Origin of the sequence: Mesorhizobium sp. Pch-S, assembly GCF_004136315.1 — a bacterium.
Lineage (GTDB): Bacteria > Pseudomonadota > Alphaproteobacteria > Rhizobiales > Rhizobiaceae > Mesorhizobium.
The window spans coordinates 745,282-771,808 of the sequence record NZ_CP029562.1; the positions used below are offsets into that span (position 1 = coordinate 745,282).

A 26,527-nucleotide genomic window follows, 5' to 3' on the forward strand; every position below is an offset into this window, starting at 1 on the left:
TCGGTCAGCTCAGCGGAAAGGCGGCGAATAGAGCAGGCCGCCGTTCGACCACAGATTGTTGTAACCACGCTCCCAGCCCAGCGGCTTCAGGTTGCGGTCGAAGATCTCGCCGTAGTTGCCCACCGTCTTGATGATGTTATAGGCCCATTTCGGATCGAGGTTGGTGGCCTGCGCCAGCGAAGGATCGACGCCGAGGAAGCGCTGGATCGCCGGATCCTCCGACTTCAGGAACTCGTCGACATTCTTCGAGGTGATGCCCCATTCCTCGGCCTGGATGGTGACGTTGACTGTCCAGTTGACCAGTTCCTGCCAGCGGTCGTCGCCGCCGGCGATGGCCGGAGCCAGCGGCTCCTTGGACAGGCGCTCCGGCAGGATGACGTAGTCGTCCGGCTTCTTGAGCTGGGTGCGCTTGCCGACGAGATCGGAGCTGTCCTGCGTGATGGCGTCGACGCGGCCGGATTCCAGCGCGTTGATGAACTCGCCGGTCTCCTCGATCGTCACTGGCGTGAACTTCTTGCCGGTCTTGCGGAAGAAGTCGGCGATGTTCAGCTCGCCGGTGGTGCCGCTCTGCACGCCGATGGTGGCGCCATCGAGTTCAGCTGCCTTGGTCACGCCGAGGTCCTTGCGGACCAGGATGCCCTGCCCGTCGTAAAACACGGTCGGACCGAAGTGGAAACCGAGCTGCAGGGCTCGGGCGATGGTCACCGTCACGCCCGAAAGCAGGATGTCGAACTCGCCGGCCTGGAGGGCAGGCAGGCGCTGCTGCGGCGAGGAATTGGTGAACTCGACCTTGTCCGGCGTGCCGAACACGGTGATGGAAAGCGCCTTGCCGTAGTCGACGAAGAAACCCTTCCACTGGCCGTCGTCGCCCGGTGCGAAGAAGCCCGGCGTGGTGCCGACGCCGACCTTGATTGCACCGCGTTGCTTGATCTTGTCCAGCGTCGGGCCGGCATCGGCCACGCTTGAAAACGCGGTCGCTGCCACGACCAGCGATGCCGCCACCGCACGGCGCAACAGGCCGCCGGGTTGCGATAAAAATGTCATCTCGATAACTCCTGATCTGTAACAGGCCGACCCGAAACGATCGCGCTCAGCCCCCTTTCGCCGACCCTGCCAGACGGTAACTCCATAAAATTTGTAGACTAAGGAACGACAATCCAAAATTGCGCCGTTCCGGGAAGCGCTTTGCCGAAAAAAGGCGGCTTTGGAGGTAGAAGCGGCGTGCCACCTGACATTCACTGCCGCATGATCTTTGTCCGAAAAGTCTGCAACTTTTCGGGATCATGCTTTAAAAAAATGGCCGGGCGTGAACCCGGCCGAGGTGAGAGGAGACGGAACAAGGATCAAGCTGCGACCGAAGCGAAGCCGCTTTCAAGCAGGTCCGAATAGTGCCGCCTGGCGACGTCGGGATGCGAGCGCAGCCGGCTCTTCAGGACGTTGGTGCCGACATTGCGAAACAGCGGGTTCTCTGGATCGCTGGCCGGGCCACGTGCTTCCGCCGCCAGGTTGGGCGGCAGGTCGAGCAGCGGGATGGAGGCATCCAGCCGTGCGCTGAAGAAGAATGGCACCGACAGGCGCTCGATACCGGCAGGCGGCGTGACGACGCGGTGCACCGTGGCGCGCAGATAACCGTTGGAAGCCAGCTCCAGCAGCTCGCCGATGTTGACGACGAGCGTACCGGGGATCGGATCGACCGGCACCCAGCGTTCGTCGTACTCGACCTGCAAGCCTTCATTGTGATCCTGCAACAGAAGCGTCAGGAACCCGCCATCCTTGTGCGCGCCGACGCCCTGCTCGCTGCCGGTGAGATCGCGGCCGGGATAGCGCACGATCTTCATGCGATGGTTGGGCTCGCCGGCATAGATGGCGTCGAAGGCATCCTCCGGCTGTTCCAGCGACAGCGCGAAAGCCTTGAGCAGGCGGATCGCCACCTCGGTCACCTGTGCCTGCCAGGACAGCAGCACCGGCTTCAAGTCGGGATAAAGCCTCGGCCACTGGTTCGGTCCCTGCAGGCGCGTCCAGGCGGCGGCGCCCGGCTTCTGCGCGATCGGCTCGCGTTCGACACCGATGTCGAGCTGTTCGCGCCAGTCGGCCTTGCCGCGCGTCAGCTCACCGCCGGTGCGGGTATAGCCGCGGAACTGCGGCGAGTTGACCATGGCAATCTTGAGCTTCTCGTCCTCCGGCAATTCGAAGAAGCGCTTTGCCGAAGCGAGTACGCCTTCGATCTCGCCGACGGCAATTCCGTGGCCGGCCAGATAGAAGAACCCGACATCGCGGGCCGCTGACCTGAGGTCCGCCAGGAAGGTGCGCCGCTCCGACGCGCCCTGCTCCAGGCGGCTGAGATCGAGCACTGGTACAATTCTGGTCATGTTCAGGATTCCTCCGGTCTGTCCGTGTTGCCGAAAAACCCACCCGCCAAGATTGCGATCGCCGCTGCAGCCACCCCGAGCCACAGCAGCTCTGCCGAATACCGTTTGATGCCGAGAAAGTGCCAATCCTTGCACAGCGCCATCGCCAGCGAGCAGCGGTCCGACGTGTAGAGAAGGCACGGCAGCGTGCCTGCGGCGGAAAAGCCGGTGTTCGCCATCACCTGCGCATAGACGACGGCCCACCACAGGATGCTGACCATCACCAGCAGAACGCCGGCGAGTTCAAGCCAAGGCAAGGCAGTTCCGGCCACTCTTCTCGACCGGACGCTCATTTCGCGAACCCCAGTCGCATGCTCTAGGCCGCCTTCAGTTCCTGTTCGCCGATGGCACCGTCGAGCGCCTGCTTGAGATCGCGGATGATGTCGTCGGGGTGCTCAATGCCGATCGACAGCCGCACATAGCCAGGCGTCACGCCGGAGGAGAGCTGGTCCCCGGCGGAGAGCTGCGAATGCGTGGTGGTCGATGGGTGGATGGCCAGCGAGCGCGCGTCGCCGATGTTGGCGACATGATAAAGCAGCTTCAGCCCGTTGATGAAGCTGCGGCCGGCCTCGCACCCGCCCTTCAGCTCGAAGCCGACCAGCGCGCCATAGCTGCCTTCGCGGAAATAGGCATCGGCGCGGCGTTTGTCCTCACCCTCCTGGTAGCCTGGAAAAATGACCGAGCTGACCTTGGGGTGACCCTTGAGATATTCCGCAACCTTCAGCGCGTTCTCATTGTGCTGGCGGATGCGCAGCGGCAGCGTCTCCAGGCCCTGCAGGAGCTGGAAGGCATTGAACGGGCTGATGGCCGCGCCGACGTCACGCAGCAGCACGGTGCGGATGCGCAGCACATAGGCAACCGGGCCAAGCGGCTTGGCGGCCTCCACCCAAACCTTGCCGTGATAGCTGGGATCCGGCTGGGTCAGTGTCGGGAACCGGTCGCCATGGTCCTCCCAGGGGAAATTGCCGCCATCAATGACAACGCCGCCGATCGAGGTGCCATGGCCGCCGATGTATTTGGTGGCTGAATAAACGACGACCGCCGCCCCATGCTCGAACGGACGGATGATCAGGGGAGCCGCAGTGTTATCGACGATCAGCGGCACGCCGAGCGACCGGCCGATGTCGGCCACCTCCTTGATCGGGAAGACCTGCAGCTTCGGATTGGGCAGCGACTCCGCATAGTATGCACGGGTGCGCCCATCGGTGGCACGGCGGAAATTTTCCGGGTCTGACGCGTCGACGAAACGTACCTCGACGCCGAAGTGCTTGAGCGTGGCGGCAAACAGGGCCCAAGTGCCGCCGTAAAGGCCGGTGGACGAGACGATGTTATCGCCGGCCCCGGCCAGGTTCAGCACAGAATAGGCGGACGCCGCCTGACCCGATGAGAGAAGCAGCGCCGCGGCACCGCCCTCAAGCGCGGCGATGCGCTGCTCGAAGGCATCCTGCGTCGGATTGGAAACGCGGGTGTAGATGTGACCGACTTCATCAAGCGAGAACAGCCGGTCAGCATGATCGGTATCCTGGAACTGATAGGATGTGGTCTGGTAGATCGGCACCGCCACGGCTCCCGTGGCGGGATCGGCGCGCCAGCTGCCACCATGCAGGGCAAGCGTTTCGGCAGAGAGATTTTCCAGCGTCATGTCATCTGCTCCTTGTGTCTACCGGGGGGGGGTTAGCGTTTCAAGCGACAGGCACGGCCTCAGTGCGCGCCTGTGCCGCGAGTAGATCGGCGTGGTGGCGCGCGGCGACATCCGGATGCGAGCGCAGCCGGCTCTTCAGCGTGTTCTGTCCTGAATTGCGGAACAGCGGATTGTGCGGATCACGCGTGATGCCGACGGCCTGTGCCTTGAGGTGCGAGGGCAGGTCGAGCAGCGGCACTTCGGCGTCGAACGGTGCGCCGAGGAAGAAGGCGACCGACAAACGATCAGTGCCAGCCGGCGGCGTGACGACACGATGCACGGTCGCCTTCAGATAGCCGTCGGTGACCAGTTCCAGCAGCTCGCCGATGTTGACGACAAAAGTGCCCTGGCGTGGCTCAGCCTCGATCCAGCGGCCATCCTCGGTCTCGACCTCCAGCCCCTTCTGCTTTTCCTGCAGCAACAGGGTAAGGAAGCCGCTGTCCTTATGGGCGCCGACACCCTGTTCGCTTCCGGTGGCATCCCGGCCCGGATAGCGGATGATCTTGATCAGGTGATTGGGCTGTCCAGCATAGATGGTCTCGAACACGTCGCGGTCCTGCTCCAGCGCCACGGCGAAAGCCTTGAGCAGGCGCGTCGCCAGCCTGGTCAGTTCCGACTGCCATCCGAGCAGGATCGGCTTGAGTTCCGGCAACGCGTTCGGCCACAGGTTCGGCCCCTGCAGCCGGGTCCATGCCGGCTGGTCCTTGCCGAACACAAGCGGGGGTGCCTCCGAGCCGATGTCGATCTGCTCGCGCCAGTCGCGCTGGCCCTTGGTCAGCTCCTGGCCGACACGGTTGTAGCCGCGGAAATGCGGCGAGTTGACCATTTCGATTTCGAGCTTGTCGGCCTCCGGCAGCGCGAAGAAACGGCGCGACGACGCCAGCACGTCATCGATCAGGCTTTGCGGGATGCCGTGGCCGGTGAGGTAGAAGAAGCCGACGTCGCGCGACGCAAGCTTCAACTGACTGAGGAAAGCGGTCGGATCGGTTTCAAACAGGGAGAAATCCAGAACCGGAATGGATTGGATGGCATTGGTATTGCTCACTTTCGGGCCCTCTTGGCTGGTCCCTAAGGGTGGCAATGACATTGGTAAAATCAAAGGAACGAGCGACCCTTTGACACTGGAACGCGAAAAATCCCGCGTGCCGAGCCCCGCGATCGGCGCGATTTTTTGCTAACCCTACAAAATTCGTAGACTAAAGAGGCGCGGCATGAATGGTGCCGGAACACGGATGGCGTCATGCCTGATCGGCGCGCTCATCGTCGATGAGGATGCGCTCGGCACTGCCGTCGAGATCTTCATACTGGCCACTGCGCAACGCCCACAGGAAGGCGACGAGGCCAGTCCCACCAAGCAAAAGCGCTACCGGGATGAGGACGACGAGATTGCTCATTGCGCCGGCCTTCCAATCAGGCCGACCGGCGCCGATGCGGCGATCCGGACGTCCCTGCCAACAGCACATGAGCCGCCGGCCAGCCGCATGGCATTGGCGATGACGATGATCGAGGACAGCGACATGGCAATCGCGGCGATCAGCGGCGTGACATAGCCAAAGATGGCGATGGGCACCGCGACGAAATTGTAGGCGATTGCAAAGGCCAGATTCTGCCGGATCAGCCGGCCAGCCCTGCATGAGATCTCCAGCGCAAAGGGGATCACGGCAAGGCTCTCACGCAGGAAGACGAAATCGGCGGCGTTGCGACCGATATCGGCGGCGGTCGCCGGCGCCATGGAGACATGGGCGGCAGCCAGCGCTGGCGCATCGTTCAAACCATCGCCAACCATGAGAACCCTGCGGCCGCTGTCGGCAAACGCAGCGATGCGCGCCACCTTTTCGCCCGGCAGCATGCCGGAACGATAAGCATCGATGCCGAGCTGCCTGGCTATAGGTCTTGCATTGGCGTCATGGTCACCGGTCAGCATCTCCACAGCCAGGCCTTGCCCTGACAATTCGGTCACGGTTTGGGCCGCGCCGGCGCGCAGCCTGTCCTCGCAGACGAAACTGGCGCGCGGGATACCGTCGCATGTCAGAACGGTGCCGATTGCTTCGTTGCCATCCCTGAGCGCCCATTGCGCCCGGCCAAGACGCCAGACGGCGCCGTTCATCGACGCTTCCAGCCCGAAGCCGGGAATTTCGCTGACGGTTGCCGAAAGGTCGCGCTGGAGCGATATACCTGGACAGGCATCCGCGATGGCACGAGCGACGGGATGCCTGGAATGCGCCGCCAGTTGTGCAGCCACGGCCATGTCGCTGGATGCGATCCGGTCGCCGTTCACCAGCCTGGGCGTCCCGAGCGTCAGGGTGCCGGTCTTGTCGAACACCACCATGTCGATACCGGCGAGCCGTTCCATCGCCGAACCGTCCTTGACCATGATGCCGCGTTCGAACAGACGGCGTGCGGCCACAACCTGCACGATCGGCACAGCCAGGCCGAGCGCACAGGGACAGGTGATGATGAGCACGGCAATGGCGATGGTGATCGCCCGGTGCCAGTCGCCCGAAACGACCATCCAGCCGATGAAGGTGAGCAGCGCGGTCAGATGCACGACCGGCGCATAGAGCGCGGATGCCCGATCAGCGATACGACGGTAGAGCGCCCGGCCGCCTTCCGCGGCCTCCATCAGCCGCACCATCTCGGCCAGGAAGGAATCCTGCGCCACGGCGGTCGCCCGAACCGTCAGCGCACCGGTGAGGTTCAACGTACCTGCCTCCAGCACGGCGCCGCGGTCTACCGCCTGCGGCTCGCTTTCACCGTTGACCAGGGACCGGTCGACTTCGGAAGTACCCTGCGTGACAAGGGCATCGACCGGCACGCGCTCACCGGGAGCGACGAGGATCACGTCGCCTTTGGCGATCTCCTCGACCGGCATGTAGCTCAGCGAACCATCGCCGGCGACAACCGTGGCGCCGCGCGCCGCCAGCCGCCTCAGGCCGCTCACCGCGGTGCGCGCCTTCTCTCGCATGACGTGGTCGAGCGTGCGACCGATCAGCAGAAAGAACAGCAGCGACACCGACGCGTCGAAATAGGCATGCGGGCCATGGTTGACCGTCTCGTAGAGACTGAGGCCATAAGCGAGCGTGATGCCGACCGCGATCGGCACATCCATGTTCATGCGGCCATGGCTGAGTGCATTCCAGGCCGAGCGGAAATAGATGCGGCCGGCAAAGACGAGCGCGGGGATGGCGATCAGTGCCGAGACCCAATGGAAGAGGTCGCGCGTTGCATCCGTCGCGCCGGACCACACGGAGACAGACAGCAGCATGATGTTGGTCGCGGCGAAACCGGATATGGCGACGGCGCGGATCAGTTCGGCCAGCACCGGGTCCTTGCCAGTGTCGTTTTCGCGGTCGAACAGATGCGCTTCGTAACCAAGCCCGGAAAGTGTCGCGACCAGTGGCGGAAGTTCTCCTTCGCGCAGCCGCACGGAGACCCGTTTGGTCGACAGGTTCACGCGCGCGCCAGCCACGCCCGGCAATTTCTGCAAGGCGGTCTCGACGGTGCCGATGCAGGCAGCGCAATGCACGCCGGGGACAGCGAAGTCGACCTGCGAAAGCCCTCCGCCGAGCGCACGGCTGGCAAGCCTGATCTCGTCGACGGATGGGGCGCCGGCTTGATCGAGGTCGAGCGCGGATTCGATGCCCGGTGCGCAGCAGCTCACTGGATTGCTCCGCCACGCACAAAGACACGCTGCACCAACCGGTACGGCGAGCCGCGCCCGACATCGGCATCGACCTCGATGATCCAGGCACCGTCGCGCACCGCCTGCCTGGCGCTGAAAGCCCCGCCCGGCTCCGGCGCAAGTTCGACCGCGCGGTCCTCGGCATCATAGGCAGGATGCCGGAGCGTTACCTTCACGCCGGCGGGGATGACGGGCCTGCCGGCGGCATCGACCAGCACATAGCGGATCATGCCATCGGCGACCGTCAGCTTGCTTTGCCAATGCAGCGCCGCCTGCGCACGTCCCTCCTCCGCCTTCCTGTTGAACTGCTGGCTGGCGACATAGCTGTTCTGCACCACAAGACCGGTCCAGCTCGACCGCGCCAGCGTGGCCATCGTCATGTTGACGGCGATGATGACACCGAAGAGGTGAGGGTGATGATCAGCATGTGGCGGCCGGTGAATTCACCGGTGGAGCGACGGCGTGTGCTCATCTCGATGCCTCCGGGGCGATGAAATTGGCGTCATAGCTGGCAGTCTCGGCGCCCCCAGCATCCCTGGCGACGAAGCGGAAGGCAGTGCTGCCGGGCCGCACCAGATCGCGCGCCTGCCGCACGTAGATTTTGAGCGATTTCAGCCGGTCCGGCTCGACCTCGACGACGAGCGTTTCGCCTTCCGCCTGCTCGGTGCCGACGGCGTTCATGGCGCTCCCCTGCAACCCCTCCAGCGTGATCCGGATGGTGCGCGGCTCGGGGATCATGTTGAGCAGCTTGACGGTGTAGCCATTGCGGATGGCGCCGTCCGACAGCACCACGAACTGCGGATTGCGATCATGCAGGACATTGAGCTGCAACCGTTCGCGCGTCAGCAGCGCATACAGCATGGCAAGGCCGATCAAGGCCCACACCGCTGTGTAGACGAAGGTACGCGGCCTGAAGATCTTGCCAAGATGGAACTGGGCGACCCTCTCCGAGAGACGCCCACCGGGCTGCCTGACCAGGGCCGGCTCGATCGCATGGGCGCCGTAGCCGGTGGCGAGCGCCATGTTGGCGTTGTAGTCGTTCAACGTCGCATAGGCGATCAGCCCGCGCTCCTTGCCGATCTTGTCCATGACGCCGTCGCAGGCGTCGATGCAGAGCGCGCAGGTGATGCATTCGAGCTGCTGGCCGTCACGGATGTCGATGCCCATCGGGCAGACCGCGACGCAGGCGTTGCAGTCGACGCAATCGCCGACACTCTCGCCGGCAGCAAGCGCCTTCTTGGCGTGGCGTGAACGCGGTTCGCCACGCCAGTCATTGTAGGTGACGGTAAGCGAGTTCTCATCGAGCATCGCCGCCTGGATGCGCGGCCACGGGCACATGTAGGTACAGACCTGCTCGCGCATCAGTCCGCCGAAGATGTAGGTGGTGGCGGTCAGCACGGCGATGGTCATGTAGGCGACGGCGGCGGCCTGGCCGGTCAGCACCTCGCCGAGCAGCGTCGGCGCATCGGCGAAATAGAATATCCAGGCACCGCCGGTGGCGATGGCGATCAGCAGCCAGATGGTGTGTTTGGCAAAACGTTTGACGATCTTGCCGGCTGTCCAGGGAGCTGCGTCCAGCTTGATACGGGCATTGCGGTCGCCCTCGATGGCGCGCTCGACCACGAGAAAGAGATCGACCCAGACGGTCTGCGGACAGGCATAGCCGCACCAGGCGCGGCCGACCGTCGACGTGATCAGGAACAGGCCGATGCCCGCCATCACCAGCAGGCCGGCGACGAAGAAGAACTCCTGCGGCCAGATCTCGATGAAGAAGAAATAGAAACGGCGGTTGGCGAGATCGACGAGCACGGCCTGGTCGGGCGCATAGGGACCACGATCCCAGCGCAGCCAGGGCGTCAGGTAGTAGATGCCCAGCGTGATCGCCATGACGATCCACTTGAAGCGGCGGAATTGGCCGGAGGCGCGCTTGGGAAAGATCTTCCTGCGCGCTGCATAGAGAGGCTGGCGGATCCTGGCGGAATTGACCGCCTCCGCTTCCAGCCTTTCGATCTCCTCGACATCGAGCATCACGCATTCCCACGCTTCTCACCCTGCATGCGCCTGCCTGGGTGGATTTGCCTTGACCGAGATCAAGCGGTCGGTGTGCTGTCGGGACCCGCCTTTCGACGGGTCCCGTCGCTGGGCCCCAGGGGAACAGATTTAGGCGGACCCTATTCCCCTCCCCCCAGCGAATGCACATAGACGGCCAGTTCCTTGACCTTGATGTCGCCCAGCCTCGCGCCCCAGGCCGGCATGACGCCGTTTCTGGGTGCCCTCACCTGCTGGGCGATGGCATGCTCGCCGGACCCGTAGAGCCAGATCGCATCGGTCAGGTCCGGCGCACCGAGCTCGCGGTTGCCCTTGGCGTTGGCGCCGTGGCAGACGGCGCAGTTGTCCGCGAAGACCTTGGCGCCGGGCTCGACTTTCGCGGGGTCGCTGACCGGCCCCGACAGGCTCGCCACGTAGGTGCTGACATCGCCGATCTGGCCGGCACTGAGCATTTCGGCAAAGGCAGGCATCTCCGAGGTGCGGGTGTCCGGATCGTCGGCGAAGCGGATGCCGTGGGTGATGGTCTTGTGGATCTGGTCGGCCGAGCCGCCCCACAGCCATTCGTCGTCGTTGAGGTTGGGAAAACCGGGCGACCCTTGCGCGCCCGAACCATGGCACTGCACGCAGTTCACGCGGAACGTCGCGGCGCCGGCAGCGGCGGCGAAGTCGCGCAGGCTGCCATCGGCTTCGATCTCATCCACCGTTTTGGCCTTGATCGCGGCGATGTATTTTTCCTGGGCAGCACTGGCGGCCGCCAGTTCCTGCTTGACCTCGCCGCGGCTCGAATAGGCGAGCACGCCGCTGGTGGCCGATGTCAGAAGCGGCCATGCCGGATAAGCGACGGTGTAGCCGATGGCCCAGATGACCGTCGCGTAGAACGTCCACAGCCACCAGCGCGGCATCGGGTTGTCGAGTTCGCGGATGCCGTCCCATTCATGGCCGGTGGTCGAAACGCCGGAAACCTCATCGATGTGTTTTTCGGTCATGGCTTGTCGTCCTCGAACGGGATCCTGGCTGCCGCGTCGGCATGCTTCCTGCTGCCGGGGCGAAGGGTGAAGAGCACCACGCCGACAAAGAAGACGGTCATGCCGAGCAGCCCCCAGCTGTCGGCGAAGTGGCGCATGGCTGTGTAGGTTTCCATCTCGCGCCTCCGTCAGCGGTAGCCGGCGGCTTCGTCATAGGTCGAGAAATCGACCAGAGTGCCGAGCATCTGCAGATAGGCGACCAGCGCGTCCATCTCCGTCACCTTCTGCGGATTGCCGTCGAAGTCGCCTGTTTTGGCTTTCGGATAGCGCTTCGAGAGGGCGGAGGTGTCGGCATCGGGATTGGCCTGGGCGACGAGATCGGCTTCCGCGTTGTCGATCATCTCCTGCGTGTAAGGAACACCGACATCGACATTGGCGACGAGCTGCGTGGAGAAGCCCTTCGGCGACAGCGGCACGTCCTTCAGGAAGGCGTAGCGCGGCATGATCGATTCCGGCACCACCGAGCGCGGATCGCTGAGATGCTGGACATGCCATTCGTTGGAATAGCGGTCACCGACGCGTGCGAGGTCCGGCCCGGTCCGCTTCGACCCCCACTGGAAAGGATGGTCGTACATCGACTCCGCCGCCAGGCTGTAGTGGCCGTAGCGCTCGACCTCGTCGCGGAAAGGCCGGATCATCTGGCTGTGGCAGAGATAGCAGCCTTCGCGGATGTAGATGTTGCGGCCTGCCAGCTCCAGCGGCGAATAGGGCCGCATGCCTTCCACCTTCTCGATGGTGTTCTCGAGATAGAACAGCGGCGCAATCTCGACGATGCCGCCGATGGTGACGACCAGGAACGAGCCGACGAGCAGCAGCGTCGCGTTGCGCTCGATGAGAGCGTGTTTGTCCATCAAAGCCATTTGAGAACTCCTATGCGGCCGGCTGCAGGGCGGGCGTCGTGCCGGTGGTCGGCACCTCCTCGCGCTGGTGGCCGCGAATGGTCATGAAGATGTTCCAGGCCATGATCACCACGCCGGAGAGATAAAGCGCGCCGCCAAAGGCGCGCATGACGTAGTAGGGGTGCATGGCAGCGACGGACTCGGCGAAGGAATAGATCAGGAAGCCCTGCTCATCGTATTCACGCCACATCAGGCCCTGCATGATGCCCGACACCCACATGGAGGCCGCGTAGATGACGATGCCGAGCGTCGCCAGCCAGAAGTGCCAGTTGACCATGCGCACCGAATAAAGGCGCTCGCGGTTCCACAGGCGCGGCACCATGAAATAGACCGCTCCGAAGGAGATCAGACCGTTCCAGCCGAGCGCGCCGGAATGCACGTGGCCGATGGTCCAGTCGGTGTAGTGGGACAGCGAGTTGACGGCCTTGATCGACATCATCGGCCCTTCGAAGGTGGCCATGCCGTAGAAGGCCACCGCCGTCACCATCATGCGGACGATCGGGTCGGTGCGCAGCTTGTCCCAAGCGCCGGAGAGCGTCATCAGGCCGTTGATCATGCCGCCCCAGGACGGCATCCACAGCATGATCGAGAACACCATGCCCAGCGTCTGCGCCCAATCGGGCAACGCCGTATAGTGCAGGTGATGCGGCCCGGCCCAGATGTACATGAAGATCAGGGACCAGAAGTGGATGATGGACAGCCGATAGGAATAGACCGGCCGGTTCACCTGCTTGGGGATGAAATAATACATCATGCCGAGGAAGCCGGCGGTGAGGAAGAAGCCGACCGCGTTGTGGCCGTACCACCATTGCGTCAGCGCATCCTGCACGCCGGAAAACAGCGAATAGCTCTTCGACCCGAGGAAGGAGGCGGGCACCGCCAGGTTGTTGACCACGTGCAGCATCGCGATGGTCACGATGAAGGACAGATAGAACCAGTTGGCGACGTAGATATGCGGTTCCTTGCGCTTCAGGATGGTGCCGAGGAAGACGGCCAGATAGGCAACCCAGACGACGGTCAGGAACAGATCGATGTACCACTCCGGCTCGGCGTATTCGCGGCTCTGGGTGATACCGAGCAGATAACCGGTGGCGGCCATCACGATGAAGAGCTGGTAGCCCCAGAACACGTACCAGGCGAGATTGCCACCGAAGAGGCGCGCACGGCAGGTGCGCTGCACGACGTAGAAGGAGGTCGCGATCAGCGCGTTGCCGCCGAAGGCAAAGATGACCGCCGAGGTGTGCAGCGGCCGCATGCGGCCGAAGTTGAACCAGGGCTCCAGGTTGAGGTCGGGAAAGGCGAGCTGCAGCGCGATGACGACGCCGACCAGCAGCCCGACCAGCGCCCAGAAAACCGTGGCGATGGCCCCGTAGCGGATGGGGCCGTCCATATAGGCGGATTGATCCACCGGCGGTTCCGGCTCGAAACTGACGTTGCGCAGCAGCACGATGGTGCCGATGGCCAGCACGGCGAACAGCACCCACATGTGCGCGCGGAACGGAGCGTCGGCGGCGAAGCCGGCGCCGAGCAGCGCCAGGAACGTCGCCAGGCTCATCCAGGCAATTTCGGCTCCATATCTCATCGAGCGATCCCTCGGCTTGTCCAGCATCGAGACCACATCCCCATGCGGTCTTTCCTGCCCCGTTTCCGACAAAGCGCAGGCGTCCGCCTTGATCCAGGTCAAAGCCTCGCCCGGCTCGACACGCCAGTCTGGGCAAGGAAAAAGACGCGGAGGATCGTTTGTGCGGCGCGAATGGCTTGTAAAAACCGTAACGGCTCGCAGATCGCCGAAGCATCGCGCAGCGGTGCTTGAGCTAAACCGGCCAAGACATCCGGCGCTGGTCATCCAGCGCGTGCATGAAGACAAGCTCGCTCTGTGCGCAGCGCTGGAAACGATCGCCGATGCCTTGCCCAATGGCGTGTGCCGGGCCGAGTGCCTGCGCATCGCCAGCCTGCTGCTGCCGCTGCTGCGCAAGGCGCACGCCTATGAAGAGGACGTGGTTTTCCCTGCCTTCGCCGCCGCTGAAACCGAGGCTGATCCCGACCTGACGATCCGGCGCCTGCGTGCCGAGCATGTCGAGGACGAGAGCTTTGCCGACGAAGTGACCGAGATCCTGCTGGCTGTCGGCCATGGCGAACCAATCGGCAACGCAGAGGCCCTGGGCTTCATGCTGCGGGGATTGTTCGAGACGCTGCGGCGCCACATCGCCTTCGAGCGTGAGCATGTGCTGCCGGCCATCCTGGCCGGCTAGAGCATTTTGTAGCCAAGTGGAATCAGTTGGCGTTACAAAAATGATACGAAAACAGAAGCTTAGAGCGTTTCCGTGAAAAATGGAAACGCTCCAGGCCTCAGTGTCCGGCGCGGGCCTCCAGCCTTTCACGCCGCGCCACGGTGACGTGGCGGTTGTTCTCGATGCTGATGACGCCATCGGCGCGCAGCTTGGTGAGCTGCCGTGAAACGGTCTCGATGGTGAGGCCCAGAAAATCGGCGATGTCGGCGCGTGTCAGCGGCAAGTCGAAGGTTACCGTCTCCTCGCCTTCATCCAAGGTCGGGTCGATGTGATTGGCGATCAGCAGCAGGAAGCTCGCGACCTTCTCCGCAGCCGTCTTGCGGCCAAGCGTCAGCATCCAGTCACGCGCCTCGTCGAGTTCCTTCAGCGTCTGGCGTAACAGCCGGTTTTCAAGCTCGGGGCTCTGCTTCATCATCCGTTCGATGGCAGCCTTGGGAAAGCTGCACAGCGACACGTTGGTCGCAGCCTCGGCATTGACCGCGCTTTCGCTCTTGAACGGGCGTCCGAGGAAATCCGGGGCGAACTGCAGGCCGACGATCTGCTGGCGGCCATCGGACAAGGTCTTGGTGAGTTTGACGACGCCGGCCAGCACGTTGGAGTAATGATCCACCGTCTCCATGTCGCCGACCAGTTCCGCACCCGGTTCGATGGTCTGCTTGGACGAAGCCCTGGCGAGCGTCACCAGTTGGTCGGAGTCGAGTGCGCCGCAGACACCGCGGTGGCGTGCCTCGCATGCCTGGCAGAGAACCGGAATCCCTGCGGTATGAACGTCCTGTCGCAGGTTCATGCCAATCGCGCCCCCGCGTTGCTTAACCTCTTTCTTTTAGCTCTTCTTGCCCGAGAAATCCCGCGTCAGTTTGTCTCCGATGTGAATTGACATGGATCAAGCAGGAGAATTGATGTCTGGCACATGATCAGCGCCAACAGAAATCGATGATTTCGAAGGCCGCCATGCAGGATATCTTTCTCGACCGTTATTCGACTCCGGTGCCCCGCTACACCAGCTACCCGACGGCACCGCATTTCCACCAGGGCGTCACGGCGCAGACCTATCGCGACTGGCTGACGGCACTGCCTGCCGGCAGCACGCTGTCTCTCTACGCGCATGTTCCCTATTGCGACCGGTTGTGCTGGTTCTGCGCCTGCCACACGAAACAGACGCTCTCCTATGCGCCGGTACGGCGCTATGTCGATGCGTTACGACGGGAAATCAGGACAGTCGGCGCCCTGCTCGACGGTCAATGCGAAGTCAGCGCGCTGCATTTCGGCGGCGGTTCGCCGACATTGCTCAGCCCTCAGGACATGATCCTGGTGGACACGGCGCTGCGCACGGCATTCCAGTTCCATGCCGACGCTGAAATCAGCGTCGAGATAGACCCCAACGACATGGACGACGCGCGTTTCGATGCCCTGGCGGCAATCGGCATGACCAGGGCAAGCCTCGGCGTGCAGGACTTCGATGAGACCGTGCAGCGGACGATCAACCGCGAGCAGAGTTTCGAACAGACCCGCTGGGTGGTCGAAAGCGTCAGGGCGCGCGAAGTCTCTTCGGTCAATCTCGACGTGCTCTACGGCCTGCCGTACCAGACGATCACCACTGTCGCGCGCACCATCGAACAGGTGCTCTCGCTGCGTCCCGACCGCATCGCGCTGTTTGGTTATGCGCATGTGCCGTGGTTCAAGAAACACCAGACGATGATCGATGAGGCCGCCCTACCCGACGCGGCCGAGCGGCTGGCGCAATCACAGCTGGCGGCGGAAATGATTGCCGGCGCGGGCTATGTGGCAATCGGGCTGGACCATTTCGCCTGGCCGGATGACAGCATGGCACGAGCGTTGGCGGATGGCTCCCTCAAGCGCAATTTCCAGGGCTACACCGTCGACGGCGCCGATGCGCTGATCGGACTGGGCGCCTCGTCGATCGGACGGCTGCCGCAAGGCTATATCCAGAACATGCCAGCGACCGGCGAATACCAGAAGCTGGTGGAGAAAGGCGAACTGGCGACGGTGCGCGGCATCGGTCTGACGCAGCAGGATCGAGCACGGGGCTGGGTGATCGAGCGGCTGATGTGCGATTCTGCGTTCTCGCACGCCGAGCTTCTGGCACGGTTCGGCGAGGCGGCCAAACCTGTCCTGCGCGACGCACACATCCTTGCCGTCGATCCGTCGAGCGGCCTCGTTGCCTATAGCGGCACGTTCAGCATCGCCGAGCAGGCCAAGCCTTTCGTGCGCTCGATCGCGGCGCATTTCGACAGCTATCTGGCGACCGGCGCCGCCCGTCACTCAGCGGCCGTGTGACAACCTGATCCAGCCCGCCTGCCGGAAACCGGTTTCGAAAGCCGGCGACATCGTCTAGGGCCAGAGCATGGATTTTCAGGCACTGACCCAAACCGCCGTCGATTTTGTCCGCGCCAACCAGGGATGGGGTTTCCTCGTCGTCATGGCGCTGGCCTTCGGCGAATCCCTGGCCTTCATCTCCCTGCTGGTCCCGGCCACCGTCATCCTGCTCGGCATCGGCGTTCTGGTCGGCGAGAGCGGAATCCCGTTCTGGCCGCTGTGGGCGGCAGCGGCGATCGGCGCGTTCTTCGGCGACTGGCTCTCGTTCTGGATCGGCCAGAAGCTGAAGCACGACGTGGTGCGCTACTGGCCTTTGTCGCGCAATCCAGGCCTGCTCGAGCGCGGCCACCGCTTCTTCGAACGCTGGGGCCTGCTCGGCGTCTTCATCGGACGCTTCTCCGGACCGCTGCGCGCCTCGATGCCGCTGGTGGCCGGCATCTGCGAGATGTCGCCGGTCGCGTTCCAGCTTGCCAATGTGACGTCGGCGATGCTGTGGGCAGCCGCCATACTCGCGCCCGGCGCATTCGGCCTGAAGTGGGTGCAAGGCTGGATCTAGAGCATTTTGTAGCCAAGTGGAATCACGTGGCGTTACAAAAATGCGGCGAAAACAAAACTTAGAGCGTCTCCGCATTTCCGTGAAAAACGGAAACGCTCCAAGGCTGAACCACACCAATCACGCAAAGTTCATCTGCGCGTGACTTAATCCCGCCAGCCTGCTTGGCGACAGAGTCGGGACGGCCGCGATGATCTGCGACCGTGGGGACGTGGAGAGGGACCATCATGGCGAACGCATGTTCGGAAGGCGTCGATATCGGCTTCGCGACGCTGGGCTACGCGAAGGTCGCGGTGCTCGGCGTGGTACAGGGCATCACCGAATTGCTGCCGATCTCATCGACAGCCCATATGCGCATCGTGCCGGCGCTGCTCGGCTGGCAGGATCCGGGTTCCGCCTTCTCCGCAGCCATGCAGCTGGCCGCATTGGCGGCGGTGGTCAGCTATTTCTGGCGCGACGTGACCGGCCTTGCCGGCGGCACGGTAACCGCGCTGCGGACCGGCAACTATGCCAGCCCGACCTGGCGCCTGGCCGTGGGCATCGTGCTGGCAACCATTCCCATCGTGATCGGCGGCCTGTTGCTGTCGCCTCTGCTCAACCGCTGCGACTCGCCGCTGCGCGGCATCGTCGTGATCGGCTGCTCCATGGTGGTCCTGGCCGTGCTGCTCGGTGTCGCCGAGCGGATGGCAAAGCATCGCCGGACGGTGGAGGAGATGCGGCTGCGCGACGCCCTGATCGTCGGCGTTGCCCAGGTGGGTGCGCTGATCCCCGGTATCTCGCGGTCCGGCTCGACACTGACGGCGGCGCTGTTCCGCGACCTCAAGCGCGAAGAGGCCGCGCGCTTCTCCTTCCTGATCGGCATTCCGGCAATCGCACTGGCCGGCCTGCACGAGATCTGGGTGCTGCACAAGGCGCATATCCCATCCGAAGCCTGGCATGTGCTGATCTTCGGTCTCGTGATCGCCAGCCTGTCGGCCTTCGCGGCGATCTGGGGGCTGATGCGTTTCCTGGAAAGGTTCTCGACCTGGCCGTTCGTCTTCTACCGCGCCGCCATCGGTATCCTGCTCCTGGTCGGCGCGACCGTGGGCTGGCTGGCATGACCCAGCCAGTCTTGCCTATTGCGGGTTTTCCAGGCTGAACAATTCGCTGTGCTCGTCATAGGCGAACAACTCAGCGTAGCGCGCCCATGAAATCACCGTCTTCAGCGTTTCGTCGGCATAGTCCTCGGTCATGTAGTCTTCCAGCTCATTGCGGAAGCGCGCCACGGGCGCGACATGCGAGGGGCGCTCGTCAAGTACCCTGCGGATCAGGCCGATCAGCGGCACATAGGCCGAGATGTGCTCGGCGAACAGCCGTTTGCGGTCGTCCGTTTCCATATGAGCAAAACGCTTGCCGGCCTCCGTCAGTTCGATGTCACCTTCGCTGAGCTGGGCAAGGCGCAGCAGTTGCAGCGTCTCGCCGAGATGGAAGATCTCGTCGGCCTCCATCTGCAAGGCACCCGCCAGCACCGGCAGGTCGGCGCGTCCGTCATAGGGTGGCGCCGCCAGTGCCTCGATCAGTCCGGCGAGCACGTTGGTCGAGACATGGGTCAGCACCATGCCGATGCCTCCGCCCGGAATGCCTTCCTTCGAAGGCAGGCGCGGTTCGGCGCGCTGCGTCATGATGGCGTAGATCGAATCGACCAGCTGCCGGAAGAGCGGGTCGAGGCGGTTGCGCGGATGCGGCAGGTCCACCTTCAGCTCGCGCGCGACACGGCCCGGGTTTGAAGAAAACACGAGGATGCGGTCGCACATCAGCACCGCCTCCTCGATGTTGTGGGTGACGATCAGCACCGACTTGATCGGCAGGCGACCTTCCACCCACAGGTCGATCATGTCGGTGCGCAGCGTTTCGGCCGTCAGCACATCAAGCGCCGAGAACGGCTCGTCCATCAACAGCAGGTCGGGATGCACCACCAGCGCCCGTGCGAAGCCGACGCGCTGGCGCATGCCGCCGGACAGCTCCTTGGGAAATGCGTTCTCGAAACCATCCAGGCCGATCAGGTCGATCGCCGCCAGCGCGCGCGAGCGGCGCTCGGCGCGGTCGACCCCTTGAGCCTCCAGGCCGAGTTCGACATTCTGCAAAACCGTGAGCCAGGGAAACAGCGCAAACGACTGGAACACCATGGCGACACCGGAGGGCGGCCCCTGGATCTCCGCGCCCCTGCACTCCGCCACACCGGACGACGGCGCGACGAGACCGGCAATGATGCGCAGCAGCGTCGACTTGCCCGAACCGGAACGGCCGAGCAGACCGACCAGCTCGCCTTCGCGAATAGTCAGGTCGACATTTTCCAGCACCATCACGTCCTTGCCGCTGCCCTTCGGAAAGGATCGCGAGACCTGACGGATATCGATGAGCGGCTTCCTGGCGACTTGATCGAGCATGACAAGGCTCCCGATGGAATGGTTCACGCAAGGCGCAGCCGGCGCTCGCCGAAGGCATAGAGCGGGCGCCAGACCAGACGGTTGAAGAGAGTGACGAAGAGGCACATGACGACGATGCCGAGCACGACGCGCGGGAAATCGCCGGCGGACGTCGCCTTGGAGATGTAGGCGCCGAGGCCACGCGCGGTGAGCTGTTCATTGCCCCAGCTTGCCACTTCGGCAACGATCGAGGCGTTCCACGAACCACCTGACGCGGTGATCGCACCGGTCACGTAATACGGGAAGATGCCAGGCAGGATCACCTTGAACCACCAGCGCCAGCCCGCGATGTGAAAGCTGCGCGCCGCTTCCTTGAGGTCACTGGGGAAGGCCGAGGCGCCGGCAATGACATTGAACAGGATGTACCATTGCGTGCCCAGGATCATCAGCGGGGAGAGCCAGATGTTCGGGTTGAGGTCGTAGTGCGCAATCAGCACCACGAAGACCGGGAAGGCGATGTTGGCCGGGAAGGCAGCCAGGAACTGCACCAATGGCTGCACTTTCTCGGCAAGCTTCGGGCGCAGGCCGATCCAGACCCCCACCGGCACCCATAACAATGTCGCCAGCGCCATCAGCACGATGACGCGCGCCAGCGTGATGAAAGCGTCGGCAAGCACGGTGGCGACATCGATCCAGCCGACATTGGTTTTGAGATAGCCGATGCTGACATAGGCACCGTAGGCGGCGCCGAGCGCGATGAGGCCGATCCAGAGCCCGTCGGCCAGGCGCGAGCGTGTCGCGGCGTCTCCAGCCTCAACGGTCCCGAAAGTCGGCATGGCAGGCAGGCGCAAGGTCCATACCGTGCGCGCCAGCCAGGCAAGAGGCGTGACAAGGACGCGCACCAGCCGGGAGCGGCGAAGCAGGTCGAGCATCCACGACTGCGGCGCATCGGCGGAAGCCGTCGTCTCGAAACGGAACTTGTCGGCCCAGGCCACCAGCGGACGAAACAGCAACTGGTCGTAGAGAATGATGACCACCAGCATGGCGATGACGGCGTAGACTATGGCCGCGATGTTCTGCTGCTGGATGGCCAGCGCCACATAGGAGCCGACGCCCGGCAAGGTCACCGTGGTGTTGCCGACGGTGATCGCCTCGGACGCGACCACGAAGAACCAGCCGCCCGACATCGACATCATGGCGTTCCAGACCAGGCCCGGCATGGCGAAGGGCACGTCGAGACGCCAGAAGCGCTGCCAGCCGGTCAAATGGAAGCTGCGGGTGGCTTCCACCAGGTCGGCCGGCGCATTGCGCATCGACTGGTACATGGAAAAGGTCATGTTCCAGGCCTGGCTGGTGAAGATGGCAAACACCGATGCCAGCTCGGCGCCCAGCACCGAACCCGGGAACAGATTGAGGAAGAAGGTGACCGTGAAGGTGAGGAAGCCGAGAATCGGCACCGACTGCAAGATGTCCAGCATCGGCACCAGCACCATCTCGGCGCGTCGGCTTTTCGCGGCGGCAGCGGCATAGATGAAGGTGAAGACGGTGGACAGCACGATCGCCAGCAGCATGCGCAGCGTGGTGCGCAGCGCATAGACCGGCAGATTTGCCGGATCCAGCGAAAGCGGGCTCGCGTCGAGCGCCGACAGCGGCTCGGTGGTGACTTCCGCGCCATAGGCGATCAGCACGATGGCGCCGACCACCAGCAGCAGCGCCATGATATCCCAAGCGCTCGGCAGCACCGAGCGCCGGATGGCCAGCGGAACGTATTTCTGGACCGGCATGACGCACCCCCGTCAGCAAGGGGAAATGGATGATTGTGAGCGAAGGCTCCGTCTCATCGACGCAACTTTCGCGCAAGTCCTATTTTCAGGCGTGTGTCGGCATTGTGACGGCGGATTCCGGCCAAGGCTGAAAAGCGAACACAAAACCGTGAACAGCCGAAAAAACGAAGGGCAAGCAGGCGGTTGGTGCGGTTGTCACCCCTTGACCGCGGAACTCACGATCGAGTCGACGAAGAAGCGCTGCAGGAAGACGAACAGGATCAATGGCGGCAGCACGGCGAGCGTGGCGCCGGCCATGACCAGCCCGGTGTTCATGGCGCCACGGTTGTAGCTCAGCAGCCGGCTGAGGCTGATGACGATCGGATAGCTGTCGGCATTGCCCTGCAGCACGGTGAGCGGCCACAGATAGCTGTTCCAGTGATAGACGAAGGCGAACAGTGCCAGCGCCGCGATGGCCGGTGCAACGGTCGGCGCCACGATCTTGAACAGGATGAGCAACTCGGATGCGCCGTCCATGCGGGCGGCGTCGATCAGGTCGTCCGGCACGCTGGCGATGAACTGGCGCATCAGGAAGATGCCGAACGCGTTGGCGAGATTGGGGACGATGATGCCGGCCAGGCTTGCATTGAGGCCTATCGAGCCCACCATGCGATAGAGCGGAATGAGGGTGACGATCGGCGGCAGGAACATGGTGGCAAGCAACGCCGAAAACAGCAGCGTGCGACCGGGAAAACTGTATTTGGCAAAGGCATAACCAGCCATCATCGAGGTGACGAGGATGCCGGCCGTGGTGATGGTGGCAATGACCAGGGAATTCCACATCGAACGGCCGACATTGACCACGCCGGCCACCTTCTCATAGGCCTCCAGCGTCGGCGTGCGCGGAATCCACACCGGCGGCACCTGCATGGTTTCGGCCGTCGTCTTCAGGCTGGACAGCACCATCCACAGCAGCGGAAAGGCCGAAGCGACCGCAACCAGCAGCATCAGCGTGGCAAGCAGCGCCTTGCGCCCGGCGGGACGGCGGCGCGGCAAGGTGCTCGATGATCCGGCGGCCACGCTCATTCGTCGTCTTTCCGGCTCATGAGGGCAAACAGCGCGCATACCGCGACGATGAGCGAAAGCATCAGCATCACCGCCATGGCCGAGCCCAGGCCACCCTGCGCGCGCTCGATGCCGACGCGGCGGATATGATAGGTCAGCACATTGGTGGAACCGACCGGACCGCCCTGCGTGATCAGGGCCACCGGCTCGAACACCTGCACCGCATTGATGATGGCAATGACGGCGCTGAACAGCAGCGTGCGGCGCAGGAGCGGCAGCGTGATGAAACGGAACTGTTCGCTGCGACTGGCGCCGTCGAGTGTCGCTGCCTCATAGAGACTGCCGGGGATCTGGGTCAGGCCGGCAATGGCCAGCACGGTGAAATAGCCGACCTGCTGCCAGACGTTCAGAAGCACGATCGAGACCAGCGCCGAGCGCGGCGACGACAGCCAGGGCTGCGGGCCGATGCCGACGAGGCCCAGCATCTGGTTGAACGGACCTTCGCTCGGTGAATAGAGTTTCGACCAGACCAGCGCCACCGCGATCATCGGCACCATGTAGGTCGAGAAGAGAACGGTCCTGAGCAGCGTGCCGCCGCCAACGTCGCGCTGGTAGACGAGCAGGCCGAACAGGACCGACAGAGGCAGGATGATGGCGACCGACAGGGCGGTGTAGATCGCCGTATTGACCAAAGCGCCCTTGAAATCGCGGCCGACGGAGGTCGGCCCGAAGATATCCTGGAAATTGGCCAGTCCGACGAAGCGGGCCTCTGAAAAAGGCGTCTGCGTCGACCAGTCGTTGAACGACAGCCAGACCGTCAGAAGCATCGGCAGCAGGATGAAGACACCGATCAGCGTCACGGCGGGCGCCAGCATGATGCCCGCCGAAGCGCGATAGCCATTGGTCATCGATAGCCTTCCGAAACCCTATATGCGTCCAGGCAATTCCGGCAAAAGTGCATGGCGGTTTGCCTTCTGAATTGCGGAAAAAAGTAGGAGCGTTTCCGTGTTTCCGTGAAAAACGGAAACGCTCCGGAACAGGCGGCCTACCTGGTAGCGCGTTCCAGAATGGAGATTGCATCGGCCTGCGCCTTCGCCTGCGCCTCCTTTGCGGAAATCTGGCCGTACTGCAGCGCCTCCAGCGTCTGCTGCAGCGACTCCGAGAACTCCTGCCCGCCGGGAACGACCGGGAACGGTTTGGCATCGGAAAGAACACTGACATAGCCGGCGAGGAATTCGCTGCCGAGCTTGTCCTTGTGCGCCTCGATGTCGGAGCTGCGCGACGGCAGGATGCCCATCGACATCAGGATGTCGGACATGGCGGAGGCGCCGTTCTGGCCCGACTTCGCACCGTTCAGCCAGGCCAGGAAATCCCAGGCGGCCTTCTGCTCGGCCTCGCCGGCTTTCGCATTGACCACGGTCATCCAGGAATAGGAAATCGAGTGCGGTTTGTCGCCGCTTGGACCGACTGGAATCGGCGCGGTGGCAATGTTGGCGAACTTGTCGCCCATGCCGGTCTTCAGCGCGCTTTCCCACCAGTTGGCCATGATGATCATGCCGGTCTTGCCGGAAACGAAATTGTCGAGGAACGGGCCAGTGGTGTTGGCATCGGCGGTAGCCATGGATGGATCGCTGGAGCCGTCCTTGATCAGGCTCTCGTAGAATTCGAACGTTTCGCCGGCCTGCTTGGCGTCCAGCACCGGCTTGCCATCGGCGACAAGCTCGCCGCCATTGGAGACGAGCAGCGAGGCGAAGGGATGCACCACACCCGCCGCCCAGGAGTTGATCATGCCGAAACCCTGCTGGCCGGCATCCTTCCTCGTCAGCTTCTTCGCTGCCTCGCGGAATTCGTCCCAGGTCTTCGGTGCCGCTGCCACGCCTGCCTGCTTGAACAGGTCCTTGTTGTAGTTCAGCGCGTAGACATCGATCTCGTTCGGTATGCCGTAGAGTGCGCCACCGACCGAGGCGGCGCTGACGACACCGGCCGGCCAGGCGCCCTTGACCTCGGCGGCCACGGCTTCCGGCGCCGGCGCGACAAGCTTGTCGCGCGCCAGTTCCGGCAACCAGAGATCGTAGATGCCGCCGATGGTCGCGTCATCCGAACCACCGCTCTGTGAGCGCAGCGTGGTCAAAAGATCGCCGAACGGCACGGCACGCACGGTGACTGTCACATCGGGATGGGTCTTGGAATATTCCTTCGCCGCATTCTCCAGCAAGGCGACGGTCTCGGGCGACCAATGGGTCAGGTAGGAGATGTTTACGGTCTCGGCCCAGCCCGAGCCGGGCAGGACCATCAGCCCTGCCGCCAACGCCAGTTTCGAAGTCCAGGCCAAAGACATTCACTCCCTCCCATTGTCCGTCAAGGCAGAATGACGTTATGACAACTTAAAGCGATCAGGCAAGTGATAACTTGCGCGGAATGACCTCTCGGCTGACCTTTGGCCTTTGCCGCAGATCAGAAGAACGCAATTTTCATAACAAAATCAGGGTACTTCGAACTGGCTTTCGGGATACCTCCTGACATCGCCCGAAAAATCCGACGTGAGTTGTCTTGCGGTCTTGCTTATGTCGTTATAATGAATTTTCAGAAAGAAATCCTGGCGAGACGGAAACGTCGGAATGCAAAAGCGCTCAAGAAACATGCTTTCAACACACCGTCACACCCCAGGCGGCGTGCCGGCACCAACGGTCGTGAAATACTGCAAGCCATGACATGCGTACTGGCCATCGACCTCGGCGGCACCAATCTGCGCGCAGCCCTGCACAACGGTGACATTGCAGCGCTGCAGATGCTGACGCATGAGGCGGCACCTTCGAGCCTCGATGATTTCCGGAACCGTGTCGGCGCGCTGGCCGACGAGGCCGGCGACATCACGGCGATCGGCCTTGCCGTGCCGGGCCTCGTCGAAGGTTCGAGCTGCCGCTGGATACCCAACCTGCCCTATCTCGACGGGCAGAACCTGCAGGAGCTCTTCCCCGAGTTCACGGTCGCAGTCGGCAATGACGCGCAGATCGCCATGCTGGCGGAAGCTGTCGAGGGTGCAGCAAGATCACTGACCGATGCACTGCTGCTTGCCATCGGCACGGGCATAGGCTCGGCGGTGCTCGCCGGCGACCGCATCGTCGCGGGAGCACAAGGCGGCGCCTGTTCCTTCGGCTGGGCCTGTGCCGACACCAACGATGCCGGTGAAGACCGCAGCGGCTGGCTGGAGCGCTCCGCTTCCGGCCGCGCACTCGACATCGTCGCTGCCAGACTAGGGCTTGCAAACGGCAGCGCGCTGATCAGCGCGGCCCGTTCGGGCGAAGGTGCAGCGATCGCGGCACTCGAAGTACCGATGCGAAGCCTGGGCACGGCGCTGGCCGGCGCCGTCGCGCTGCTCAACCCGCAAGCAATCCTGATTTCCGGCGGCATCGCGGATGCGCTCGATATGATGAAGCCGCCTTTGCTCGCGGCGCTGCGACGCCAGCTGCCGCCGCACCTTCGTGACATCAACATCAGGCCAGGCGCCTTCGGGTCACGCGCCGGCCTTGTCGGCGCAGCGCTTGCGGGCGCTGCCGGAGCCGGATGGAGGCAGATACGATGACCGAAGCCAGCTTTCCACAACCCGACCGCCGCCGCCCCGAGCCCCTGTGGTTCCAGGTCGAGGAAGCGATCCGCGCCATCATCAAGAGCGGCGAGTGGGCGACCGGAGACCAGATTCCGGCCGAGGATCGGTTGTGCGCGATGTTCGGGGTGAGCCGCATCACGCTGCGCCATGCCTTGCGCAACCTGGAAGAAACCGGGCTGCTGCGGCGCGAGCACGGACGTGGCACCTTCGTGCGCTCGACCACGCTGGTTGCCGGCACGCGCGAACTGACCAGCTTCACCCAGGAGATGGGCAATATCGGCGTCGTCGCCGGATCGCGGCTGCTGGATTGCAGCCTGACCACGGCGGACGCGGCCGCGGCCGCGGCGCTCGAGATCGATGAAGGCGACCCGGTGGTGCGCATCAGGCGGCTCAGGCTGGGCAACAACGAGCCGATCGGCATCCAGACTGCGCAGCTCGCCGGTGCCCGCGTGCCGGGCTTCCTCGATTCCGGCCTGTTGCAGGGTTCGCTCTACGAAGCGCTGGAGCGCCGCTACGGCATCGTGGCGATGGAGGCGCGCGAAAGCTATCGCGTCGGCACGGTCCCCGTTGCCGATGCCGATCTGCTCGGACTGGCCGCCGGCACACCTGCCTTCATCGTCGAACGCGTGACCATCGACGAGCGTGGCCCCTTCGAATTCACCGTCTCGACCATGCGTGGCGACCGGTATGAGATCCGTTCGACGCTGCGCGCCGGTCGCGCGCCCACCAACAACCGAAGCTGACACCTAGCAGGAGTATCCA

General features: G+C 63.6%; 24 protein-coding genes and 1 pseudogene. 6 read left to right on the forward strand and 19 right to left on the reverse strand.

Annotation, left to right across the window (positions count from 1 at the left end; all coding sequences use genetic code 11):
• Window positions 1-9 precede the first annotated feature (9 nt).
• The 13 genes and pseudogenes from C1M53_RS03495 to ccoN all read right to left on the reverse strand — a co-directional run bounded on the left by C1M53_RS03495 (window position 10) and on the right by ccoN (window position 13,326).
• Window positions 10-1,044: an amino acid ABC transporter substrate-binding protein gene (locus tag C1M53_RS03495; protein WP_129410971.1), complete on the reverse strand. Its 1,035-nt coding sequence runs from the start codon at window positions 1,042-1,044 to the stop codon at window positions 10-12.
• Between the two features lie 299 nt (window positions 1,045-1,343).
• Window positions 1,344-2,369, reverse strand: coding sequence for an isopenicillin N synthase family oxygenase (locus C1M53_RS03500; RefSeq protein WP_129410972.1), 1,026 nt, complete (start codon window positions 2,367-2,369; stop codon window positions 1,344-1,346).
• Window positions 2,370-2,371: 2 nt separating this feature from the next.
• Window positions 2,372-2,665 (reverse strand): hypothetical protein, encoded by a 294-nt coding sequence (locus C1M53_RS03505; RefSeq protein ID WP_129410973.1) that lies wholly within the window; start codon window positions 2,663-2,665, stop codon window positions 2,372-2,374.
• A gap of 59 nt (window positions 2,666-2,724) precedes the next feature.
• Complete coding sequence (locus C1M53_RS03510) at window positions 2,725-4,050, reverse strand: PLP-dependent transferase (protein WP_129410974.1); 1,326 nt, start codon at window positions 4,048-4,050, stop codon at window positions 2,725-2,727.
• Window positions 4,051-4,090: 40 nt separating this feature from the next.
• Entirely contained in the window at window positions 4,091-5,134 is a 1,044-nt protein-coding gene (locus C1M53_RS03515; protein ID WP_245488431.1) for an isopenicillin N synthase family oxygenase, read from the reverse strand.
• A 193-nt stretch (window positions 5,135-5,327) separates the two neighbouring features.
• Window positions 5,328-5,483 (reverse strand): cbb3-type cytochrome oxidase assembly protein CcoS, encoded by a 156-nt coding sequence (ccoS, locus tag C1M53_RS03520; protein WP_129410976.1) that lies wholly within the window; start codon window positions 5,481-5,483, stop codon window positions 5,328-5,330.
• A complete protein-coding gene (locus C1M53_RS03525) occupies window positions 5,480-7,750 on the reverse strand; it encodes a cation-translocating P-type ATPase (RefSeq protein WP_129410977.1) in 2,271 nt (756 codons plus the stop codon). Before C1M53_RS03525 ends, ccoS begins: the two co-directional genes overlap by 4 nt.
• Window positions 7,747-8,243 (reverse strand): annotated as a pseudogene (locus C1M53_RS03530) (FixH family protein). The gene C1M53_RS03525 and the pseudogene C1M53_RS03530 overlap by 4 nt, the downstream one beginning before the upstream one ends.
• The gene (gene ccoG, locus C1M53_RS03535) at window positions 8,240-9,799 is read right to left on the reverse strand and encodes a cytochrome c oxidase accessory protein CcoG (RefSeq protein WP_129410978.1); all 1,560 of its coding nucleotides are present in this window, start codon (window positions 9,797-9,799) and stop codon (window positions 8,240-8,242) included. The pseudogene C1M53_RS03530 and the gene ccoG overlap by 4 nt, the downstream one beginning before the upstream one ends.
• Before the next feature lie 143 nt (window positions 9,800-9,942).
• Window positions 9,943-10,806, reverse strand: coding sequence for a cytochrome-c oxidase, cbb3-type subunit III (gene ccoP, locus C1M53_RS03540; protein ID WP_129410979.1), 864 nt, complete (start codon window positions 10,804-10,806; stop codon window positions 9,943-9,945).
• Entirely contained in the window at window positions 10,803-10,961 is a 159-nt protein-coding gene (locus C1M53_RS03545) for a cbb3-type cytochrome c oxidase subunit 3 (RefSeq protein WP_129410980.1), read from the reverse strand. Before C1M53_RS03545 ends, ccoP begins: the two co-directional genes overlap by 4 nt.
• 12 nt (window positions 10,962-10,973) lie before the next feature.
• Window positions 10,974-11,705: a cytochrome-c oxidase, cbb3-type subunit II gene (gene ccoO / locus C1M53_RS03550; RefSeq protein ID WP_129410981.1), complete on the reverse strand. Its 732-nt coding sequence runs from the start codon at window positions 11,703-11,705 to the stop codon at window positions 10,974-10,976.
• Between the two features lie 10 nt (window positions 11,706-11,715).
• Window positions 11,716-13,326: a cytochrome-c oxidase, cbb3-type subunit I gene (ccoN, locus tag C1M53_RS03555; protein WP_129410982.1), complete on the reverse strand. Its 1,611-nt coding sequence runs from the start codon at window positions 13,324-13,326 to the stop codon at window positions 11,716-11,718.
• Window positions 13,327-13,549: 223 nt separating this feature from the next.
• Between ccoN and C1M53_RS31980 the strand changes: the two genes are divergently transcribed.
• Complete coding sequence (locus C1M53_RS31980; protein WP_245488432.1) at window positions 13,550-13,996, forward strand: hemerythrin domain-containing protein; 447 nt, start codon at window positions 13,550-13,552, stop codon at window positions 13,994-13,996.
• Between the two features lie 97 nt (window positions 13,997-14,093).
• Here C1M53_RS31980 and C1M53_RS03565 read toward each other — a convergent pair whose 3' ends face one another.
• A complete protein-coding gene (locus C1M53_RS03565; protein WP_129410984.1) occupies window positions 14,094-14,822 on the reverse strand; it encodes a Crp/Fnr family transcriptional regulator in 729 nt (242 codons plus the stop codon).
• 146 nt (window positions 14,823-14,968) lie between these two features.
• Here C1M53_RS03565 and hemN point away from each other — a divergent pair, with 146 nt between their 5' ends.
• The 3 genes from hemN (at window position 14,969) to C1M53_RS03580 (ending at window position 18,025) form a co-directional block, all read left to right on the forward strand.
• A complete protein-coding gene (hemN, locus tag C1M53_RS03570; RefSeq protein WP_245488433.1) occupies window positions 14,969-16,333 on the forward strand; it encodes an oxygen-independent coproporphyrinogen III oxidase in 1,365 nt (454 codons plus the stop codon).
• A gap of 67 nt (window positions 16,334-16,400) precedes the next feature.
• Window positions 16,401-16,928: a DedA family protein gene (locus C1M53_RS03575; RefSeq protein ID WP_129410985.1), complete on the forward strand. Its 528-nt coding sequence runs from the start codon at window positions 16,401-16,403 to the stop codon at window positions 16,926-16,928.
• Between the two features lie 224 nt (window positions 16,929-17,152).
• Window positions 17,153-18,025, forward strand: a complete 873-nt coding sequence (locus C1M53_RS03580; protein ID WP_129410986.1) for an undecaprenyl-diphosphate phosphatase — start codon at window positions 17,153-17,155, stop codon at window positions 18,023-18,025.
• Window positions 18,026-18,040: 15 nt separating this feature from the next.
• Here C1M53_RS03580 and C1M53_RS03585 read toward each other — a convergent pair whose 3' ends face one another.
• From C1M53_RS03585 to C1M53_RS03605, 5 genes are all read right to left on the reverse strand, one after another.
• Window positions 18,041-19,351, reverse strand: coding sequence for a nitrate/sulfonate/bicarbonate ABC transporter ATP-binding protein (locus C1M53_RS03585; protein WP_129410987.1), 1,311 nt, complete (start codon window positions 19,349-19,351; stop codon window positions 18,041-18,043).
• Between the two features lie 23 nt (window positions 19,352-19,374).
• Window positions 19,375-21,114: an ABC transporter permease subunit gene (locus C1M53_RS03590; protein ID WP_129410988.1), complete on the reverse strand. Its 1,740-nt coding sequence runs from the start codon at window positions 21,112-21,114 to the stop codon at window positions 19,375-19,377.
• A gap of 195 nt (window positions 21,115-21,309) precedes the next feature.
• Complete coding sequence (locus tag C1M53_RS03595) at window positions 21,310-22,179, reverse strand: carbohydrate ABC transporter permease (protein ID WP_129410989.1); 870 nt, start codon at window positions 22,177-22,179, stop codon at window positions 21,310-21,312.
• Window positions 22,176-23,066 carry a sugar ABC transporter permease gene (locus tag C1M53_RS03600; protein WP_129410990.1) on the reverse strand — a complete coding sequence of 297 codons (891 nt, stop codon included), beginning with the start codon at window positions 23,064-23,066 and terminating at the stop codon, window positions 22,176-22,178. Before C1M53_RS03600 ends, C1M53_RS03595 begins: the two co-directional genes overlap by 4 nt.
• A 137-nt stretch (window positions 23,067-23,203) precedes the next feature.
• Entirely contained in the window at window positions 23,204-24,496 is a 1,293-nt protein-coding gene (locus C1M53_RS03605) for a sugar ABC transporter substrate-binding protein (RefSeq protein WP_129410991.1), read from the reverse strand.
• Between the two features lie 369 nt (window positions 24,497-24,865).
• Here C1M53_RS03605 and C1M53_RS03610 point away from each other — a divergent pair, with 369 nt between their 5' ends.
• Window positions 24,866-25,741 carry an ROK family protein gene (locus C1M53_RS03610; RefSeq protein WP_129410992.1) on the forward strand — a complete coding sequence of 292 codons (876 nt, stop codon included), beginning with the start codon at window positions 24,866-24,868 and terminating at the stop codon, window positions 25,739-25,741.
• A complete protein-coding gene (locus C1M53_RS03615) occupies window positions 25,738-26,508 on the forward strand; it encodes a GntR family transcriptional regulator (protein ID WP_129410993.1) in 771 nt (256 codons plus the stop codon). The genes C1M53_RS03610 and C1M53_RS03615 overlap by 4 nt, the downstream gene beginning before the upstream one ends.
• Window positions 26,509-26,527: the final 19 nt, after the last annotated feature.

What these genes read in the sequence shown, in the direction of transcription:
- C1M53_RS03495 (WP_129410971.1), bottom strand. Translation starts at nt 1,044, where the DNA reads ATGACATTTTTATCGCAACCCGGCGGCCTGTTGCGCCGTGCGGTGGCG.
- C1M53_RS03500 (WP_129410972.1), bottom strand. Translation starts at nt 2,369, where the DNA reads ATGACCAGAATTGTACCAGTGCTCGATCTCAGCCGCCTGGAGCAGGGC.
- C1M53_RS03510 (WP_129410974.1), bottom strand. Translation starts at nt 4,050, where the DNA reads ATGACGCTGGAAAATCTCTCTGCCGAAACGCTTGCCCTGCATGGTGGC.
- ccoS (WP_129410976.1), bottom strand. Translation starts at nt 5,483, where the DNA reads ATGAGCAATCTCGTCGTCCTCATCCCGGTAGCGCTTTTGCTTGGTGGG.
- ccoG (WP_129410978.1), bottom strand. Translation starts at nt 9,799, where the DNA reads ATGCTCGATGTCGAGGAGATCGAAAGGCTGGAAGCGGAGGCGGTCAAT.
- ccoP (WP_129410979.1), bottom strand. Translation starts at nt 10,806, where the DNA reads ATGACCGAAAAACACATCGATGAGGTTTCCGGCGTTTCGACCACCGGC.
- C1M53_RS03545 (WP_129410980.1), bottom strand. Translation starts at nt 10,961, where the DNA reads ATGGAAACCTACACAGCCATGCGCCACTTCGCCGACAGCTGGGGGCTG.
- ccoO (WP_129410981.1), bottom strand. Translation starts at nt 11,705, where the DNA reads ATGGCTTTGATGGACAAACACGCTCTCATCGAGCGCAACGCGACGCTG.
- ccoN (WP_129410982.1), bottom strand. Translation starts at nt 13,326, where the DNA reads ATGAGATATGGAGCCGAAATTGCCTGGATGAGCCTGGCGACGTTCCTG.
- C1M53_RS03565 (WP_129410984.1), bottom strand. Translation starts at nt 14,822, where the DNA reads ATGAACCTGCGACAGGACGTTCATACCGCAGGGATTCCGGTTCTCTGC.
- hemN (WP_245488433.1), top strand. Translation starts at nt 14,969, where the DNA reads ATGATTTCGAAGGCCGCCATGCAGGATATCTTTCTCGACCGTTATTCG.
- C1M53_RS03575 (WP_129410985.1), top strand. Translation starts at nt 16,401, where the DNA reads ATGGATTTTCAGGCACTGACCCAAACCGCCGTCGATTTTGTCCGCGCC.
- C1M53_RS03580 (WP_129410986.1), top strand. Translation starts at nt 17,153, where the DNA reads ATGGCGAACGCATGTTCGGAAGGCGTCGATATCGGCTTCGCGACGCTG.
- C1M53_RS03585 (WP_129410987.1), bottom strand. Translation starts at nt 19,351, where the DNA reads ATGCTCGATCAAGTCGCCAGGAAGCCGCTCATCGATATCCGTCAGGTC.
- C1M53_RS03590 (WP_129410988.1), bottom strand. Translation starts at nt 21,114, where the DNA reads ATGCCGGTCCAGAAATACGTTCCGCTGGCCATCCGGCGCTCGGTGCTG.
- C1M53_RS03595 (WP_129410989.1), bottom strand. Translation starts at nt 22,179, where the DNA reads ATGAGCGTGGCCGCCGGATCATCGAGCACCTTGCCGCGCCGCCGTCCC.
- C1M53_RS03600 (WP_129410990.1), bottom strand. Translation starts at nt 23,066, where the DNA reads ATGACCAATGGCTATCGCGCTTCGGCGGGCATCATGCTGGCGCCCGCC.
- C1M53_RS03605 (WP_129410991.1), bottom strand. Translation starts at nt 24,496, where the DNA reads ATGTCTTTGGCCTGGACTTCGAAACTGGCGTTGGCGGCAGGGCTGATG.
- C1M53_RS03610 (WP_129410992.1), top strand. Translation starts at nt 24,866, where the DNA reads ATGACATGCGTACTGGCCATCGACCTCGGCGGCACCAATCTGCGCGCA.
- C1M53_RS03615 (WP_129410993.1), top strand. Translation starts at nt 25,738, where the DNA reads ATGACCGAAGCCAGCTTTCCACAACCCGACCGCCGCCGCCCCGAGCCC.